Origin of the sequence: Streptomyces sp. NPDC048288 (assembly GCF_043201555.1) — a bacterium.
GTDB lineage: Bacteria > Actinomycetota > Actinomycetes > Streptomycetales > Streptomycetaceae > Streptomyces.
In genome coordinates this window covers 429,733-447,457 of sequence record NZ_JBICZD010000005.1, presented here as the reverse complement: position 1 = coordinate 447,457, position 17,725 = coordinate 429,733, and the positions used below count along the sequence as shown (strand labels likewise).

Genomic DNA, 17,725 nt, shown 5'->3' with positions numbered 1-17,725 from the left:
GTCCGTGCGTTGACCACCCATGGTTTTCGTTGAGCTTTGTACCACTTGAGAGAAACCGCTTCACTCAAACACCAGCCGAAATCGATCGCTGGGTGTTAGAACTTGGCCACTGAACGTCGGGCTGCGTACGGCCCTGCACACCATTCCTGTTGTGAAATGGGACGATCTTGTCCAAGCTCAGACCCCTGACCGGCAATTGGCGCGTCGCACGACGCCTCCAGGCCATTCTGCTCATCCCCGTCCTCGTCGCCCTCGCTCTGGGCGGGGTCCGGGTGAAGAACTCGATCGACACCCTCCGCGACGCCAACGACGCCGTGCGCGTCGCGGAGTTGGTGCAGGCGGCCAACGCGTACGCCAGTGACGCGATCAACGAGCGGGACGTGTCGGTCATCCCGCTGCTGGAGGGCAAGCGGAACGCGCCGGCCGTGCTGGCGGCACGCAAGGTCACCGACGCGGACGCGGCGGCCTTCGACCGGGCGGTGGAGCGCGCGCCCAGAACGGCGGGCCTGACGCGGCGGATCGAGCTGGTGCGGGCGGGCGAGAAGCAGTTGCCCACGGTGCGGGCCGACGCGTTCTCGTCCAAGCTCACGGGCGTGCAGACGGAGGAGAGCTACCACGCCGTCCAGCACCCGCTGATGGAGATCTCCAACGAGCTGGGCTTCGGCAGCAGCAACCAGGCGAGCTTCGGGCGCACTCTGTACGCCATGTCCCTGACCCAGGCCGCCGAGTCCCTGGTGCGTTCCATCGGCACACATCTGCTGGTCGAGGACCGCGCCGCCCTCTCGGAGGGCGAACTGCAGAACCAGCTGGGCTCGTTCAGCTCCTACGCCTACCTGGAGCAGGTGGGACTGCAGGAGTACGCGGGCGCCGGCACCGCCGGTGACATGACCCGGCTGCGGGCGGCGCTGACGGCCGCCCAGAAGAAGGGCGTGGAGCAGACGACCAAGGCCGCCGAGCAGGCCAAGGCGGCGGGCGCGACGTTCGTGGTCCCGCCGAGCCGCGCCAAGATGATCAGCGAGATCGCCAGTGGGAAGTCGACCGAGGAGCTGGCCGCCGAGGGCATCACGCCCGAGTCGTTCTTCGCCGCGCACGCGCTGGTCTTCGACGCCTACCGGAGTATCGAGGTCCGCCTCACCGACACGGCGCTCGCCGACGCCCGCGGCGTCGCCGACGACGCCCGCCGGGACGCGATCGTCAACGGCTCGCTCGCCCTCGGCGCGGTCCTGGTGGCGGTGCTGCTCGCGGCCTGGGTGGCCCGCTCGATGAGCCGGGGCATGCGCCGGCTGAGCGCCTCGGCGATCGCGATCGCCGAGCAGCGGCTGCCGGCCGTGATCACCCAGCTGTCCCAGGCCGTGCCCGGCCAGGTGGACACCAAGGTCACGCCGATCCCGATCACCACCACCGACGAGATCGGGGAGGTGGCCCGCGCCTTCGACCATGTGCACCGGGAGGCGGTCCGGCTGGCGGCCGAACAGGCCCTGCTGCGCGGCAACATCAACACGATCTTCACCAACCTGTCCCGCCGCAACCAGTCGCTGATCGAGCGCCAGCTCGCCCTGATCACCGATCTGGAGGAGCGCGAGGCCGACCCCGAGCAGCTGTCGAACCTGTTCCGGCTGGACCACCTCGCCACCCGCGTGCGCCGCAACGGCGAGAACCTCCTGGTGCTCGGCGGTGAACGGCCCACCCAGCAGTGGGACCGTCCGCTGCCCCTCGTCGACGTGCTGCGGGCGGCGGCCTCCGAGGTGGAGCAGTACGAGCGGATCGAGATGGCGGGCATCCCGGAGACCGCGATCCACGGCCGTGCCGTCACCGACCTGGTGCATCTGCTCGCCGAGCTCCTGGAGAACGCGACCGCCTTCTCCTCGCCGCGCTCGGCGGTCCGGGTCACGGCGACCCGGCTGCCCGACACCCGGATCATGATCGAGATCCATGACAAGGGCATCGGCCTGGCGCCCGAGGACTTCGCCCTGATCAACCACAAGCTGGCGAACCCGCCGACCGCCGATGCCGACGTCTACCAGCACATGGGCCTGTTCGTGGTGGGCCGGCTGGCCGACCGGCACGGCGTCCGGGTCCAGCTGCGCCCCGCCGCCGGGGAGTCCGGGACGACCTCGCTGGTGATGCTCCCCGGCACCATCACCTGGCACAGCGACACCGAGGCGGACGCCGACACGCTGGCCCTGGCGACGCTCAAGGCGCGCGGCACGCCCGGGCTCGCGGACCTGCTCGCGAGCGGGCCGGCCGACCCGTTCGGCGCGCACGAGGCCTGGGACGACGGATTCACGACGACCAACTCCCCCGCGCCGTCGCCGTCCGGCTTCCCCGCGCCCTCGCCCTCCGGCTCCGCCGCGCCGTCCGGCTTTCCTCCCGTGCGGCCCGGTCCGTCCGAGGCGTCCCCGCTGCCCCGCCGTGCTCCGCGGCGCGGCCGTCGCCCGGCCAAGGACATCTGAGCCCGGGAGCCCCGGAGCCCCGGAGCGCGGGAGTCCTGGATCAGGGCGGTGCCGCCGGGCGCAGGGCCCGCACCACCGCCCAGATGACGGAGATGAACGGCACGGCCACCACGGCGCCGATCACCCCCGCGACGATGCTGCCCGCGATGACGGAGACGGCGACGACGAGGGGGTGCAGGCGTACCGCCCAGCTCATCACGAGGGGGTGCAGCACATGCCCTTCGAGCTGGCCGATGACGACGATGAGCACCAGGACGGCGGCGGCCGTGAGCGGGCCGCGCCCGGCCAGCGCCACCACGGTGGCCACGCCCAGCGCGACCGGCGAGCCCACCAGCGGGACGAAGGCGGCGAAGAACTCCAGCAGGGTCAGCGGCAGCGCGAGCGGCACCCGCAGCACCACCAGGGCGATGCCGACCAGCACGGCGTTGACGGCGGCCACGATGATGATCCCGCGGGTGTAGCCGGCGAAGGTCCGCCAGGCGGCGTGGCCCGCCCGGTCCCACGCGGACCGGGCGCCGGCGGGCAGCAGCTCGCGGCTCGTCCAGGCCCACAGCCGTTCCCCGGAGTTGATGAAGAAGACCGAGGCGAAGAGCGCGAGCGCGCCCCCGGTGACCAGCTCGACGAGTGTGCCGAAGCCGCTGAGCGCCCTGCTGGCCAGGTTGGAGCGGTGGGACTGGATGTAGTCGACGATCTGCTGCTGGAGGTGCGACAGGGCGCCCGGGCCGAGCCGGAAGGGCGGGCGCCGGAGCCAGACCTCGATGCGGTGGATGCCGCCGCGGAACTCGTCGGCCAGGGTGGCGGACTCCTGGGCGACCGCGTTGCCCACCAGGGCCAGCAGCCCGAAGAACAGGCAGATGCTGCCGACCAGGCTCACCGCCACGGACACCGGCCGCGGCAGCCACCGGCCCAGCAGGTCGGCCGGGGGACGCAGCACCGAGGTGATCACCAGGGCCAGGAACAGGGCGACGGCGATCAGCTGGAAGCGGCCGAGGACGATGAAGACGCCGTAGACGACGATGCCGACGGCGAGCAGCCGCCAGGCGTAGGCGGCGGCGATCCGCAGGGCGGGGACGACGATCGTGGAGGCGGCGGCGCGCGGAGCGCGGGCCCGCTTCGGGATCCGTCCCGCCCGTGCGCTCCGGGTGCCGGACGCCGTGTCACGCGTCCGGTGCGTCCGGCCCCGCCCGGCCGCCGGACCGCCCGCACCCGCCACCGTGCCTCCCGTTGCCGGCCTCCGTCGCCCTTGAGAGCACGTTAGGGGCAATTCGGGCAGCGGGCGGGGTGCACTGCGCCAAGGGGGTCAGTGGGCCGCCGTCGCGGAGACGGCCGTACGGGCGGCTCGTTCCACCAGTTGCACGCCGTCCGGCATGGTCGCGCTGCCGTTGGAGAGGACCGCGACGAGGTAGTGGTGGCCGCCGGCCGTGACGCGTCCGACGCTGTTGATGTCCCAGCGCTTGGTGGTGGTGCGCATGAGCCAGCCGTTCTTCAGCGCCCAGCCGGAGTCGGCGGCAGCCGAGACACCCCAGGACTGGTCGGCGGAGATCTCGCTCATCAGGGTGGTGATACGGGTGCGGGCGGCCGTGTCGAGGGGCGTGGCGCCGGTGCCGAAGATCGCGCTCAGCAGCCGTATCTGATCGGCCGCGGTGGTCCGGGTGAGCCCCCAGCGGCCGCCGAGGCCGCCCGTGGTCTCGGTGAGTCCGAGCCGCTTGTTGGCCGACTCCAGGCCGGACGCCTGGCCGATGGCCTTCCACAGGGCGCTGGCCGCGTCGTTGTCGCTGTTGCGGATCATCACCTCGGCCCGGGCGCTCTCCCGCGCGGTGAGCGCGCGGTGATGGTCGTGCGCGTGCAGCAGCAGCGCGGCGAGGATGTCGACCTTGACGATGCTGGCCGTGTCGTACGGCGCGTCGTCGCCGTAGACGACGGGTTCTCGGCCGGTTCCGTCGAGGTCGAGTACGGCGGCGGTCACCCGCGCGGCGTCCGGCGCCTGCACGGTGGTGCGGAAGTCCGCGGCGGCCGGGCCGGTGCCGGCCGCCAGGGCCGCCGGTGCGGCTCCGGCGAGCAGGGACACCACCGCGGCCACGACGGAGAGGGTGCGGTTGAGCATGCCAGGGGGCCTCGGCAGTTCTGCTGGAAGGGACAGGGAACATGGAGGGGACACAGAACTGCGAACGTAGACAAAACACGCGTCAGGCGACATGACGGACGCCACGACGGGCCCGCTTTGTGAGCAGGGCAACAGGGACGGGCGCGGTCCGGCGGACGGTTATTCCGCTATCCGGAATCAGAATTCCGCATGCCTCATCGGGGCCCGTCCGGGGGAAGAATGTGACCAGAGTGGCGGGACCGGCCCCTGGGAGGTGCCATGAGCACATCGGCGGAACCGCGGGTGAGCGGTCTGGAGGTCCGGTCCATCGACTACGTGCCGCTGGACGAGCGGCACGGCAAGCTGTGGCATCTGGGCCCGCTGTGGTTCATGTCCAACGCGCAGATCGCCACCCTGGCCGTGGGGCTGATCAGCATCACGGAGGGCGGCAATCTGATCTGGTCGCTGCTGGCGATCGTGGCGGGCACGCTGATCGGCACGTTCTTCATGGCGTTCCACTCCGCGCAGGGGCCGCAGCTGGGCCTGCCGCAGATGATCCAGTCGCGCCCCCAGTTCGGTTACGTCGGGGCGCTGCTGGTGTGGCTGTTCGCGTATGTGCAGTACGCGGGCTTCAACGTGTTCAACACCATCCTGGCCGGTGAGGCCCTGAACACCACGATCCACGGCGGTGTGAAGCTGTGGGTGGTCGTGGTCACCGCGATCGCGCTGGTCGTGGCGCTGGTCGGCTACGACATCATCCACAAGGCCGAGCGGTACCTGACCTACACCTTCCTGGTCGTCTTCGGGATCTTCACCGTCGGCGTGCTGCTCACCCTGCACTACCCGGCGGGCTCCTTCGATCTCGGCGCCTTCAGGGCCACCCCGTTCCTGGCCCAGTTCGGCGTGGTCGCCGGCTACCAGATCAGCTGGGCCATCTACGTCTCGGACTACTCGCGCTACCTGCCGCCGGACGTCACGGTCCGCAAGACCTTCTACTGGACCTACTTCGGCTCGGCGCTCGGCGGTATCTGGCTGATGGTGCTGGGCACCCTGCTGGCGGGATGGGCGGGCGACAGCTTCGACACGATCCCGTCGATCAACGCCGCCGGCGACAAGATCTTCGACGGTTTCGGCGCGATCGTCCTGCTGTTCTCGGCCCTGGGCCTGATCTCCGTCACCGCGCTGAACATGTACGGCGGCTCGCTCACGCTGATCAGCGCCATCGACTCGTTCAAACGGGTACGGCCGACGCTGGGCGTGCGCCTGGTCACCCTCGGCGTGACCGCGGCCCTCTCCCTCATCGGCGCGCTGGCCGCGACGTCGAACTTCCTGACGAACTTCAACAACTTCCTGCTGCTGGTGCTCTACCTGTTCATCCCGTGGACCTCGGTGAACCTGATGGACTACTACGTGGTGCGCCGGGGCCACTACGCGATCGCCGAGATCTTCAAACCGAACGGCATCTACGGCCGCTGGGGCTGGCAGGGGATCCTCTCCTACCTGGTCGGCTTCGTCGTCATGATCCCGTTCTTCTCCGTCGGCACGCTCTTCGTCGGCCCCGCCGCGAAGGCCCTGGACGGCGCCGACATCTCCCTGTTCATCGGACTGCCGGTGTCGGCGCTGCTGTACTGGTGGCTGACCCGCTCGATCGACGTCGAGGCGGAGACCCGCGTCGCCGAGGCGGAGGCCGCGGCCCTGGAGCAGGCGGCGCACGAGCACCGCGAGCCCGAGTGAGCGGCCGGACAGCCCTCTAGCGCAGCGTGCGGCGGAGCGTCTCGAAGGCCGTGGGCCGGGGTGCGGCGTGCAGGGCCCGGCGTACCAGGGCGGCGCACTCGGCGGGGCTGTGCACGCTGGTGTCGACGTCGATGTCGTGCGGGCCGTGTGCGTGGACGGTGTCGAACTGCAGGGCGGCCAGGCCCGTCTGCCGGTCGCCGCGCGCCTGCTCGCGCCGCTCCAGTTCGGGGAGCGGGCAGCGCACCGCGACCAGGAGGGTCCGCTCGGGCGGGAGCAGGTCCAGCAGGTCGAGGAGGCGCCAGCGGCGGCTGAGCGGATGGTCGACGACGACGTTGTTGCCGGCCGCGGCCATGCCGGCGACGGCCCGGTGGAAGCCCTTGGCGGTGCGGTCGATCTCGGCCTGGAGAGCGTCGGGGGCGATCTCGCCGCCACCGCGCATCGCGTGGAAGGCGTCGACGGGCAGGTGGAACCAGGTGCCGTCCAGGATGCGCAGCAGCTCGGCGGCGATGCTGGACTTGCCGGAGCTGGAGGTGCCGTTCAGCAGGATGACGGTGCCGGGTCCGCCGGTGTCCGGGATCTCGTCGTACATCTGGCCCCCTCGTGCAAGTCGTGGTCCGTCATGATCGCAGAGCGGGCCGCTCCACAGCTCATGTACAGCCCGTTGCGAGAGCATCCGCTCATGTCTGACACCCCCACATCGGCGCCGGACGCGATCCGGGTGCTGATCGTCGACGACGAACCCGAACTGACCGAGTTGCTGTCGGTGGCCGTCACCGCGGCGGGCTGGCGCCCGTTCGTCGCGCGGGACGGGTACGGCGCGCTGCGCACCGCCCGCCGCTGGAGCCCGCACGCCGTGGTCCTGGACGGCATGCTGCCGGACCTGGACGGGATCCAGGTGCTGCGCCGGCTGCGGTACGAGAACACCAGGCTGCCCGTGCTGATGCTGACCGCCCGGGACGCGGTGGAGCACCGGCTCGACGGGCTCTCCTCGGGCGCCGACGACTATGTGACCAAGCCGTTCTCCCTGGAGGAGGTGATGCTCCGGCTGAGCGGACTGCTGCGCCGCGCCGGGGCCGGTGACATCGCCGAGGAGGAGGGGGTGCGGGTCCTCGGCGATCTGGTGCTCGGCGAGAAGACCCGCGAGGTGCGCCGGGGCGGTACGCCGATCACGCTCACCGCGAAGGAGTTCGACCTGCTGCGGTTCCTGATGAGCCACCCCCGCCAGGTGCTCAGCAAGACGCAGATCCTCAACCACGTCTGGAACAGCTCGTTCGACGGCGGCGGAAATCTGGTGGAGGTGTACGTCTACGGCCTGCGCGCGAAGATCGACAAGGAGCGGCGGCCGATGATCCATACCGTGCGGGGCGCGGGGTACGTCCTCAGACCGGCGGACGACGAGGCGTGACGGCGCTCCGGCGGGCCCTGGCCCGGCTGCGCGGGCGCTCCCTGCGGGCCCGTATGGTGCTCGTCCACTCGCTCACCCTGGCCGCCGTGTGCACGGCGATGGCCCTCGCCACCGTGGTGGTCCAGCGCTACTACCTGATCAGGGACCTGGACCAGCGGGTGACCGACGCCGCCGAGCACAGCCAGGGCGGCCGGCAGCACGGACCGGCCGGCGCCTCCCTCGGCTTCCTCAACGAGCGGGGCCAGCACACCGGCACCCTGGCCGCCCTCATGAGCGGGGACGAGATCACCACGGCCGAGGTGGTGACCGGCGACGGGCCGCGCACCCTCACCGCCGCCCAGCGCGCCGCCCTGGACGGCATCCCGGCGGACGGCACCCTGCACACCCGTACCGTCCCGGGCCTGGGCAGCTACCGGCTGACGGCCGTCACCGAGGACGGCACCGCGATGCTGGCCGGGCTGCCCGTCGGCAGTGTGCAGCACATGATCGACTCCCTCGTGGTGGTCGAGGCCGGTATCGCCGGGGTCGGGCTGGTGCTCGCCGGGTCGGTGTCGGCCGTGGCGGTCCGGCGGCAGCTGCGGCCGCTGCGCCGGGTCGCCACCACCGCCGTCGAGGTCTCGCACGCGCCGCTGGACCGGGGCGAGGTCAGCGGGCTGACCCGGGTACCCGCGCCGGACACCGATCCGCGGACCGAGGTCGGCCAGGTCGGCGTCGCCCTCAACCGGCTGATCGACCACGTGGAGTGGTCCCTGTCCGAACGCCAGCGCGCCGAGGAGCACATGCGGCGCTTCCTCGCCGACGCCAGCCACGAGCTGCGCACCCCGCTCGCCTCCATCGCCGGATACGCCGAACTGATGCTGATGGGCGTGGACACGCAGAAGATCGAACCGGAGCTGGCCTGGCGCCGGGTCTCCGCCCAGTCGGCGCGGATGACGGGACTGGTGGAGGACCTGCTGCTGCTCGCCCGCCTGGAGGAGGGCCGGCCGCTGGAGTCCGCCGAGGTGAACCTGGCGACCCTGGTCGGGGACGCGGTCTGGGACGCGCGAGCGGCGGGGTCGGGCCACCACTGGCAGCTGGTGCTGCGTCTTGACGCGCCCGCGACCGTCGTCGGCGATCCGTCCCGGCTGCACCAGGTGGTGGCCAACCTGCTGGCCAACGCCCGGGTGCACACGCCCGCCGGAACGCGGATCACCGTCACCGTGGAGGCGGCGGACGGGCGGTGCGCGATCCGGGTGCACGACGACGGCCCGGGCATCCCCGGCGACCTCCTGCCGACGGTCTTCGAGCGCTTCACCCGGGGGGACGCCTCCCGCTCCCGTGCCCCCGGCACCCCGGGCGGGGCGGGCCTCGGGCTGGCCATCGCGGCCGCGATCACCCAGGCGCACGGCGGCCGGGTCGAGGTGGACAGCGCGCCCGGCGGCACCGAGTTCACCGTCACCCTGCCGCTCGCCGACACGGTCGCCGCCCAGCTCCCCCTGAAGCTTTCCTGAATCCTCAGCTTCCTCACATAACCCCAGGTCAACGGCGCTCTCAGGGCTCTGGTGGGCAACTCGGTTCAGCCCAGCCTCAGTTGACCGGACCAGGCTGGTCGTCCGGTGGCCGTCCACGAGGGACGCCCATGACGAAGGGAGCCGCATGCCCGAGATCGACGCCGGTGAGGGCCCCGTGCAGGGACCGGAGCGGACCGAGGCGAGCCGCCGCAACTTCATGCGCAAGGTGTTCTTCGCGTCCGGGGCCACCGCCCTGGTGACGATGGGCAGCGCCGGGGCCTGGACGGCGCTCGCGGACGACAGCGCGGGCACCGCCGACGCCTCGGCGAGCCCCTCCCCCAGCGGCGCGCCGAGCGGCGGCCCGGGCGGCGGCACCGGCGGTCCGGGCAACCAGTCGCTGACCGAGGAGTTCTTCGGCCTGACCACGGACGGCAAGCGGATCGACGACCTGTTCACGATCCACTCCACCAGGGTCGACACGGCCCCGGTCATCACCGCCGCGAACGCCTTCCTGGCCGGGCTCACCGACACCCAGAAGACCGCGACCCAGTTCACGGTCCACTCCACCGAATGGCGGCTGTGGAGCAACGTCGACTCCTACAGCCGGCAGGGCGTGTCGCTCGCGGACCTCACCGACACGCAGAAGGACCTGGGCACGGCCCTGCTGAAGGCCGCGCTCAGCGCGGACGGCCTGGAGACCACGGAGAAGATCCGCAAGATCAACCAGGCGGCCGGCGAGGCGATCGGCAACACCGCCTCCTTCAACGAGGACGCCTACTACTGGACCCTGATGGGCACCCCCTCGGACAGCGAGCCCTGGGGCTTCCAGTTCGACGGCCACCACTGCGTCATCAACTACTTCGTCCTCGGCGACCAGGTCGTCATGAGCCCCTGTTTCTGGGGGTCGGAGCCGACCTCCATGGAGATCGACGGCGAGACCGTCACCGTCTGCCACGAGGAGGTGCTGGCGAGCCTCGCCTTCGTCGGCTCGCTCACCGCCGACCAGCAGGCGGTCGCGATCGTCTCCGCCACCAAGAGCAGCGAGTCGATGAAGGCGGGCGCCTTCTCCGACAACGCGGTCCAGGCGTACGAGGGCCTGCGCGGCAACGCCCTCACCCGCGTCCAGAAGCAGAAGCTCCTCGGCATCGTCGAGGCGTTCGTCGACCGGGCCCGGGCGGACGCGGCGAAGGTGCGGATGGCCGAGGTGCGGGCGCATCTCGACGACACGTACGTGACCTGGGCCGGTGGCACGGGCGCGGACGACGCGTTCTACGTCCGGGTGCACAGCCCGGTGGTCTGGGTCGAGGTCGACTGCCAGGCGCCCGGCCCGCTGCGCGGCGCCTACGGCGGCACCGAGGGCGTCCCGACCCAGATGCACGTGCACTCCATCATCCGGACGCCCAACGGCAACGACTACGGGAAGGAACTGCTCCGCCAGCACTACCTGACGTCACCGCACCACCGGTAGGCCCTCCCCCGCGGGCTTCCACCGCAGGTGCACGCTCTCTTCCGCCCGGTCCGCCCGGAGCAGCGACAGGCGGGGGCGGACGGCGTCGGTGCGTGCGGTGGGCGGCTTGCGCCGGCCGGCCCGGAACTGCGCCGGCCATGCGGCCGCCGGGCCCCGGTACTCCTGGTCGGCGGCCGCGTGCAGGGTCCAGTGCGGGTCGTACAGGTGCGTCCGCCCTACGGCGCACAGGTCGGCGCGGCCGGCCAGGAGGATGGAGTTGACGTCGTCGTAGGAGGCGATCGCGCCGACGGCGATGACGGCGGCGCCGGTCTCGGCGGCCACCTCGTGACGGATGCGGTCGGCGAACGGCGTCTGGTAGGAGCGGCCGTAGGCGGGCTGTTCGTCCTTGGTGACCTGGCCGGTGGAGACGTCGATGGCGTCGGCGCCGTGGGCGACGAAGGCGCGGGCGATCTCGACGGCGTCGTGCTCGGTGGTGCCGTCGGGGGCCCAGTCGGTGGCGGAGATCCGCACGATCACGGGCCGTTCGGCGGGCCAGGCGTCGCGGACGGCGTCGAAGACCTCCAGCGGGTAGCGCAGCCGGTTCTCCAGCGGGCCGCCGTACTCGTCCGTGCGGTGGTTGGCGACCGGGGACAGGAACGAGGACAGCAGGTAGCCGTGCGCGCAGTGGAGTTCGAGGAGGTCGAAGCCGGCGTCCGCGCCCCGGCGGGCCGCGGCCACGAACTCGGCGGTGATCCGGTCCAGGTCGGCGCGGGTGACCTCGCGGGGAACCGCGCAGCCGGGGCCGTACGGCAGTGCGGAGGGGCCCACGACCTCCCAGTTCCCGTCGGGCAGCGGTTCGTCCATGCCCTCCCACATCAGGCGGGTCGAGCCCTTGCGGCCGGAGTGGCCGAGCTGGAGGCCGACGCGGGCGGTGCTGTGCGCGTGGACGAAGTCGACCACCCGCGTCCAGGACTCGCGCTGCGTGTCGTTCCACAGTCCGGTGCAGCCGGGGGTGATGCGGCCCTCGGGCGAGACGCAGACCATCTCCGTCATCACCAGGCCCGCCCCGCCCATCGCCTTGGACCCGAGGTGGACGAGGTGGAAGTCGCCGGGGACGCCGTCGACGGCGGAGTACATGTCCATCGGGGAGACGACGACCCGGTTCTTCAGCTCCAGTCCACCGACGCGGAACGGCTGGAACATCGCGGGGGCCCCGGTGTCCAGGCCCTGGGTCGCCGCGAAGGCGCCGTCGACGCGGTCGGCGAACTCCGCATCGCGGGTGCGCAGGTTGTCGTAGGTGATCCGGCGTGAGCGGGTGAGGAGGTTGAAGCAGAACTGGGTGGGCTCCTGGCCGGCGTACATGCCGATGTTCTCGAACCACTCCAGGGAGGCCTGGGCGGCCCGCTGGGTGGACTCCACGACCGGGCGCCGCTCGGCCTCGTACGCGCTCAACGCGCCCTCCGCGTCGGGGTGTTCGTGCAGGCAGGCGGCGAGGGCGAGGGCGTCCTCCATGGCGAGTTTGGTGCCGGAGCCGATGGAGAAGTGGGCGGTGTGGGCGGCGTCGCCGATGAGGACGAGGTTGCCGTGGTGCCAGTGCCGGTTGCGGACGGTGGTGAAGTTCAGCCACTTGGAGTTGTTGGCGAAGACCTGGTGGCCGGCGAGTTCCTCGGCGAACAGCTCACGGATGCGGTCCACGGCCTGCTCGTCGGAGACGCCCGGCGCGAACACGGCGTCCTCGGTGGCGTCGAAGCCGGCCCGGCGCCATACGTCCTCGTGCATCTCCACGATGAAGGTCGAGCCGGCGTCGGAGTAGGGGTAGCCGTGCACCTGTACGACGCCCCACTCGGTCTCCTTGACGAAGAACTGGAAGGCCTCGAAGACCCGGTCGGTGCCGAGCCACATGTACTTGCTGTGCCGCCGGTCCAGGGACGGGCCGAAGAGTTCCGCGTGGGCCGTGCGGACAGCGGAGTTGACGCCGTCCGCGCCGACCACCAGGTCGTGCGAGGCGCGCAGCCCGGCCACGTCGGGTGCGGGGGTCGAGAAGCGCAGGGTGACGCCCAGGTCCAGGCAGCGTTCCTGGAGCAGCCCCAGCAGTTCCTTGCGGCTCATCGCGGCGAAGCCCTGGCCGCCGACGGTGTGGCTCTCGCCCCGGTAGTGGATGTCGATGTCCGTCCAGCGGGCGAAGCGGCGGGACATGGCCTCGGCGAAGACGGTGTCGGCGTTGTCGATGCCGCCGAGCGTCTCGTCGGAGAAGACGACGCCGAACCCGAAGGTGTCGTCGGGGGCGTTGCGTTCCCAGACGGTGATCTCGTGGGCGGGGTCCAGCTGCTTCATCAGGGCCGCGAGGTAGAGACCTCCCGGGCCACCGCCGATGATCGCGATTTTCAAGGGGGTTCCTCTCACTGCCCGGCGGCCTGCTCGGCCTCGACGATCCGCCGGAGCGCGAACCGCTGGAGTTTTCCGCTGGTGTTGCGTGGCAGGGTTTCGCAAAAGCGCACGTCACGGGGGTACTTGTAGGGCGCCAGGACCTGTTTGACGTGGTCCTGGATCTCCTTGGCCTTGGCCGTGTCGCCCGCAACGCCGTCCCGCAGCACGACGAACGCGCAGACGACCGAGCCGCGTTCGGGGTCGGGGCGGGCCACGACGGCCGACTCGACGACGTCCGGGTGGGTGTCGATGGCGGCCTCCACCTCGGGTCCGCCGATGTTGTAGCCGGAGGAGACGATCATGTTGTCGCTGCGGGCGTGGTAGTGGAAGTAGCCGTCCTCGTCGCGGTGGAAGATGTCACCGGTGACGTTCCAGCCGTTGACGACGTAGTCCTGCTGTCGTTTGTCGTCCAGGTAGCGGCAGCCGACCGGGCCGATCACGCCGAGCTGTCCGGGCTCCCCGGGGCCGAGTTCCTCGCCGTCGAAGCCGAGTATCGTGGCCCGGTATCCGGGTACGGGACGCCCGGTGGCGCCGGGTCTGATGTCGTCGCCGGCGGCGGAGATGAAGATGTGCAGCAGTTCGGTGGCGCCGATGCCGTCGATGACCCGCAGGCCGATGCGGTCCCGGAGTTCCCGCCAGGTGCCGAGCGGTATGTGCTCCCCGGCCGAGACGCCGGCCCGCAGCCCGGCCAGTCGGTGTTCCCTGCCGTCGCGGACGATCGCCTTGTAGGCGGTGGGCGCGGTCGCGAGGACGGTGACACCGTGCTTCTCGACGAGGTCGGCGAGCTGGGCCGGGGTCGCCGTCTCGGTGAGCAGGGCGCAGGCGCCGGCCCGCAGCGGGAAGACGACGAGCATGCCGAGGCCGAAGGTGAAGGCGAACGGCGCGGTACAGGCGACCAGGTCGTCCGGGCGCAGCCGCAGGACGTGCCGGCCGAAGGTGTTGTCGATGGACAGGATGTCCCGGTGGAAGTGCATGGTGATCTTGGGGACGCCGGTGCTGCCCGAGGTGGGGCCGAGGAGCGCCACGTCGTCGGCGGCGGTGTCGACGTTCGTGAACTCGCCGGACTTGGCGGCGCACCGGGCCGCCAGGTCGTCGGCGCCGCTCCCGCCGTACTCGACCACCCGCAGGCCGGGCAGGACGGTACGGACCTCGTCGGTGAAGCGGTGGTCGACCAGGGCGATCGCGGGCCGGGTGCGTTCGGCGATCGGGGTGATCTCGCGGGCGCGCAGCGCGGCCATGGTGGTGACCACCACGCCGCCGGCCTTGAGGACGCCGAGCCAGCAGGCCACCGTCCAGGGGGTGTTGGGGGCGCGCAGCAGGACGCGCTGCCCGGGCACCAGGTCCAGGTCCTCGGTGAGCACCTGGGCGACCTGGCCGGCCCGGGTGCGCAGTTCGCCGTACGTCCACAGCTCGCCGGCCGGGGTGCGCAGGGCGGGGCGGTCGGGGCCGTACCGTTCGACGGCGGCGTCGATGAGTTCGCCGGCCGCGTTGAGCCGGTCGGGGTAGGCCAGTTCGGGCGTGGTGAACTCGATCGTGGGCCACTGTGCGGCGGGCGGCAGGTGGTCCCGGGCGAAGGTGTCCAGGTGCGCGGTGGGTGGGAGCGGAAGAGCCAACGTGGGGTTCCTTCCGGGAGCCCGCCGGTGGCGTACGGCGGGCGGCTCAGGTGGGGCGGATCATGCCCTCCTGGACCACGGTGGCCAGGTGGCGGTGGTCGCGGGTGAAGAAGCGGCCGGTCCCCAGTCCGCGGCCCGCGTCGGCGGCCACCGCTTCCTGGACGTAGAGCAGCCAGTCGCCGACCGGTGCGGGGCGGTGGAACCACATGGCGTGGTCGAGGCTGGCGGTGACCAGGCCGGGGTCGGCCCAGGCCAGGTCGAGGACGCGCAGGACGGGTTCGAGGATGGTGTAGTCGCAGACGTAGGCGAGGGCGGCGAGGTCGCGCTGGGCGTCGGTGAGTCCCTCGACGGGGCGCAGTGCGTCGAACGGCCTCACCCAGACGGCCTGGTGGGGCAGCCGCTCGCCGTCGACGGTGAGGTAGACGGGGCCGGGCACATGGCGCATGTCGAAGCCGCGGCCGCCGCGCCAGTAGGCCTTGGACTCGGCGGTCATGGTGCCGCCGGTGCGGTCGGCGAGGTACTCGGCCGAGCTCGGGAGGTGTTCCGGGGCCGGGACCTCCTCGGTGAACTCGGCCCGGAAGGAGGCGCCGGGCTCCCCCGCCGCGAAGTTGGCGAGGCAGACGTAGAGCACCTTGCCGTTCTGGTAGCCGCGCACCTGGCGGGTGCTGTAGCCGCGGCCGTCGCGCAGGATCTCGACCTCGTAGCGGACCTCCGCGCCGATGTCGGCCGGGCGCAGGAAGTAACTGTGGGTCGAGTGCAGGGACTTGCCGTCGGTGACCGAGCGGATCGCCGCGGCGGCGGCCTGGGCGACGAGGTCGCCGCCGTAGGCCTTGGGCCAGGGGCAGGGCTGGGTGGTGGCGGTGAAGGCGAGGTCGAAGCGCTCGGGCGGGGCGGGCTTGAGGGTGAGGGCCGCGGTGACGATCGCGGAGGTCGGGGCCGCGGTCATCGGTTCAGCCAGTCGCGCAGCTCGGCGTCGGCGACGTCGGGGAGGTTGACCACGATGTTGTCCGGGGTCCGGGTGGTCATCCACACCAGCGGTTTGGTCCGGGAGAGGTTGCACTCGACGTGCGGCATGAAGGGCGGGACGAAGACCCAGTCGCCCTCCGCCATGTCGACGTAGTCCTCGAACTTCTCGCCGAAGTAGATCCGGGCCCGCCCCGACAGGACGTATCCGCCGGTCTCGGCCTCGCCGTGGTGGTGGGTGACCGAGCGGTAGCCGGGTTCGTTGCTGACCTTGCCGTACCAGAGGCGGCGCGCGGGGGTGTGCTGGGCGCTGACGCCGGAGACCCGGACGGCGCCGCCGGAGTCGGCGGTGTTCACGTCCTCCAGACCGGCCCGGGTCACGACGGGCGCGACGATGCCGCTGGGCAGCCGGTACATCGCGTTGTCGCCGTCGAGCTCGTACTTGCTGAGGTCTGGCTCCATGGAATCGGCTCCGTTTCCGTGGGCTTGCTCGGGTCGGTGGGCCTGCTCGGGTCCGGAACAGGAGCACGCTCTATCTCGTATTTTTCACGGTCGTCATTTATTGTCAATACGCCTGGCCGAGTGGCCGGCGCCGGACACCACCGAACCGGAGGCCTCATGACTCCCGTCGCCGTGAACCCGCCCCAACTGCCCGCCCCGAGCGGCTACTCGCACGGAACGCTCGCGGGAAACACGCTCCACCTGGGCGGCCAGACCGCACTCGACGTCGATATGAAGATCGTTCCGGGTGGGATCGTGGAGCAGTTCCGCCAGGCGTTCGGCAATGTGCTCACCACGCTGCGCGCGGCCGGCGGTGAGCCGCAGGACCTGGTGAGCGTGACGATCTACCTCACCGACATCCCCGACTACCAGGCCCACGGCCGGGAGATCGGCCGGGTCTGGCGGGAACTCGCGGGGCCGGTCTACCCGGCGATGGCGGGCATCGGCTGCACGGCCCTCTGGCAGCCGGAGGCACTGATCGAGATCCTCGGGGTGGCGGTGATCCCGGAGGAACGGCTGGTCAGGCCCTAGTCGGCCTGGTGGATGACCGCCTGCGCATGGGCGTGCGCGGGCTCGCGCAGGGTCCGGTCCAGTTCTTCGAAGAGCGCGCCGGCACTCTCGCCGTTCCAGCCCGCGGGCAGCAGCGAGAGCGGCAGGCCGGGATCGCGGTAGGGCAGCCGGCGCCACTCGGTGAGCATCGGCAGATAGCTGCCGAACGCCTCCTGCGGGGCGAGGCCGCCCGCCGCGACGCGCTCGCTGAGCGGACGGTAGCGCGCCAGGAAGTCCGCGTAGAGCGCGGTGAGCTCGTCGAGGTCCCACCACTCGCGGACCTTCGCCGACAGGTCGCCGAAGGCGAAGTGGTCGCCGGTGAAGATGTCCACGTACGGCGTCAGGCCGAGGCGCTGCAGGGCGCGGCGGGTCTCGTCGGCGAGGATGCCGGGGGCCACCCACACGCCGGGGGCCGCGGTGCCGAAGCCCAGGCGGGTCAGGGCGGCGCGCAGGGCGTGGCGCTTGTCGCGCTCGGACTCGGGCACGGAGAAGACGACGACCAGCCAGCCGTCGCCGGCCTCGGCCCGGTGCCGCTCGAAGATGCGTATGTCGCCCTCCGCGAGCACCTCCAGCGTGCCGTCGGCGACGGCGTACCCGGCGGCGCCTTCGTGCCGTTCACCGCGCAGTACCCCGCGCCGCTTCAGCCGGGACACCGCCGAGCGCACGGCCTGTCCCTCCACCCCGAGGTCGGCCATCAGCCGTATCACGGAGGCCACGGAGAGCCAGTTGTGCTCACCGCGCGCGTACAGCCCGAAGAGGGTGATGATCAGCGGGCCCAGCCGGCTGTCCCGCCCGCCCGCGCCGACGGCGGACGACGAGGACTCGACTTCCGCGGTCATGCCCGCCACCTCCGGCCCATGTCACCCTTCTGATCACCGAGCAGCCTATCGCGCGGGCCCCCGCTCCACCGGTGCTGCCGATCTCCGCTCCGGTTCCGGTCCGGACCCCCGGCCCGGACGGGGAGGGTGACCTGTGCGGGTGAAGGGCGGGAGACTGTCCGGCGGCCGACGGGGCATCGTTCTCCTGCATGCCGCTGTTGCCCTGATACCTCTGGTACTTC

Annotated in this window: 14 protein-coding genes; 6 read left to right on the top strand and 8 right to left on the bottom strand. The window is 71.7% G+C overall.

What is annotated here, in order from left to right:
* The first annotated feature begins 167 nt into the window (after positions 1-167).
* A complete protein-coding gene (locus ACGFZS_RS20785) occupies positions 168-2,453 on the top strand; it encodes a nitrate- and nitrite sensing domain-containing protein (protein WP_393796338.1) in 2,286 nt (761 codons plus the stop codon).
* A 40-nt stretch (positions 2,454-2,493) separates the two neighbouring features.
* Here ACGFZS_RS20785 and ACGFZS_RS20780 read toward each other — a convergent pair whose 3' ends face one another.
* Both ACGFZS_RS20780 and ACGFZS_RS20775 read right to left on the bottom strand, forming a co-directional pair.
* Positions 2,494-3,666: an AI-2E family transporter gene (locus ACGFZS_RS20780; protein WP_393796337.1), complete on the bottom strand. Its 1,173-nt coding sequence runs from the start codon at positions 3,664-3,666 to the stop codon at positions 2,494-2,496.
* An 87-nt stretch (positions 3,667-3,753) separates the two neighbouring features.
* Entirely contained in the window at positions 3,754-4,557 is an 804-nt protein-coding gene (locus ACGFZS_RS20775; RefSeq protein WP_393796336.1) for a serine hydrolase, read from the bottom strand.
* A gap of 258 nt (positions 4,558-4,815) precedes the next feature.
* On the opposite strand from ACGFZS_RS20775, the gene ACGFZS_RS20770 reads away from it, so the two are divergent.
* The gene (locus tag ACGFZS_RS20770; protein WP_393796335.1) at positions 4,816-6,270 is read left to right on the top strand and encodes a purine-cytosine permease family protein; all 1,455 of its coding nucleotides are present in this window, start codon (positions 4,816-4,818) and stop codon (positions 6,268-6,270) included.
* 16 nt (positions 6,271-6,286) lie between these two features.
* Here ACGFZS_RS20770 and ACGFZS_RS20765 read toward each other — a convergent pair whose 3' ends face one another.
* Entirely contained in the window at positions 6,287-6,859 is a 573-nt protein-coding gene (locus ACGFZS_RS20765; protein ID WP_393796334.1) for a chloramphenicol phosphotransferase CPT family protein, read from the bottom strand.
* Positions 6,860-6,949: 90 nt separating this feature from the next.
* On the opposite strand from ACGFZS_RS20765, the gene ACGFZS_RS20760 reads away from it, so the two are divergent.
* From ACGFZS_RS20760 to ACGFZS_RS20750, 3 genes are all read left to right on the top strand, one after another.
* Entirely contained in the window at positions 6,950-7,675 is a 726-nt protein-coding gene (locus tag ACGFZS_RS20760; RefSeq protein WP_393796333.1) for a response regulator transcription factor, read from the top strand.
* 53 nt (positions 7,676-7,728) lie between these two features.
* Positions 7,729-9,165 carry a sensor histidine kinase gene (locus tag ACGFZS_RS20755; protein WP_393796578.1) on the top strand — a complete coding sequence of 479 codons (1,437 nt, stop codon included), beginning with the start codon at positions 7,729-7,731 and terminating at the stop codon, positions 9,163-9,165.
* A gap of 145 nt (positions 9,166-9,310) precedes the next feature.
* Positions 9,311-10,633 carry a DUF3500 domain-containing protein gene (locus tag ACGFZS_RS20750; protein WP_393796332.1) on the top strand — a complete coding sequence of 441 codons (1,323 nt, stop codon included), beginning with the start codon at positions 9,311-9,313 and terminating at the stop codon, positions 10,631-10,633.
* On the opposite strand, the gene ACGFZS_RS20745 is transcribed toward ACGFZS_RS20750, so the two are convergent.
* From ACGFZS_RS20745 to ACGFZS_RS20730, 4 genes are read right to left on the bottom strand one after another with little or no spacing between them, the layout of a single operon-like run.
* Positions 10,616-13,000: a bifunctional salicylyl-CoA 5-hydroxylase/oxidoreductase gene (locus ACGFZS_RS20745; protein ID WP_393796331.1), complete on the bottom strand. Its 2,385-nt coding sequence runs from the start codon at positions 12,998-13,000 to the stop codon at positions 10,616-10,618. The two genes, ACGFZS_RS20750 and ACGFZS_RS20745, sit on opposite strands and share 18 nt — an antisense overlap.
* Before the next feature lie 11 nt (positions 13,001-13,011).
* Complete coding sequence (locus ACGFZS_RS20740; protein ID WP_393796330.1) at positions 13,012-14,652, bottom strand: AMP-binding protein; 1,641 nt, start codon at positions 14,650-14,652, stop codon at positions 13,012-13,014.
* Between the two features lie 46 nt (positions 14,653-14,698).
* On the bottom strand, positions 14,699-15,598 hold the full coding sequence (locus tag ACGFZS_RS20735; RefSeq protein ID WP_393796329.1) for an acyl-CoA thioesterase: 900 nt from the start codon (positions 15,596-15,598) through the stop codon (positions 14,699-14,701).
* Entirely contained in the window at positions 15,595-16,077 is a 483-nt protein-coding gene (locus ACGFZS_RS20730; RefSeq protein ID WP_393796328.1) for a cupin domain-containing protein, read from the bottom strand. The genes ACGFZS_RS20735 and ACGFZS_RS20730 overlap by 4 nt, the downstream gene beginning before the upstream one ends.
* Before the next feature lie 156 nt (positions 16,078-16,233).
* On the opposite strand from ACGFZS_RS20730, the gene ACGFZS_RS20725 reads away from it, so the two are divergent.
* Complete coding sequence (locus tag ACGFZS_RS20725) at positions 16,234-16,647, top strand: RidA family protein (protein ID WP_393796327.1); 414 nt, start codon at positions 16,234-16,236, stop codon at positions 16,645-16,647.
* On the opposite strand, the gene ACGFZS_RS20720 is transcribed toward ACGFZS_RS20725, so the two are convergent.
* Positions 16,644-17,504, bottom strand: a complete 861-nt coding sequence (locus ACGFZS_RS20720) for a PaaX family transcriptional regulator C-terminal domain-containing protein (RefSeq protein WP_393796326.1) — start codon at positions 17,502-17,504, stop codon at positions 16,644-16,646. The genes ACGFZS_RS20725 and ACGFZS_RS20720 overlap by 4 nt on opposite strands.
* Positions 17,505-17,725: the final 221 nt, after the last annotated feature.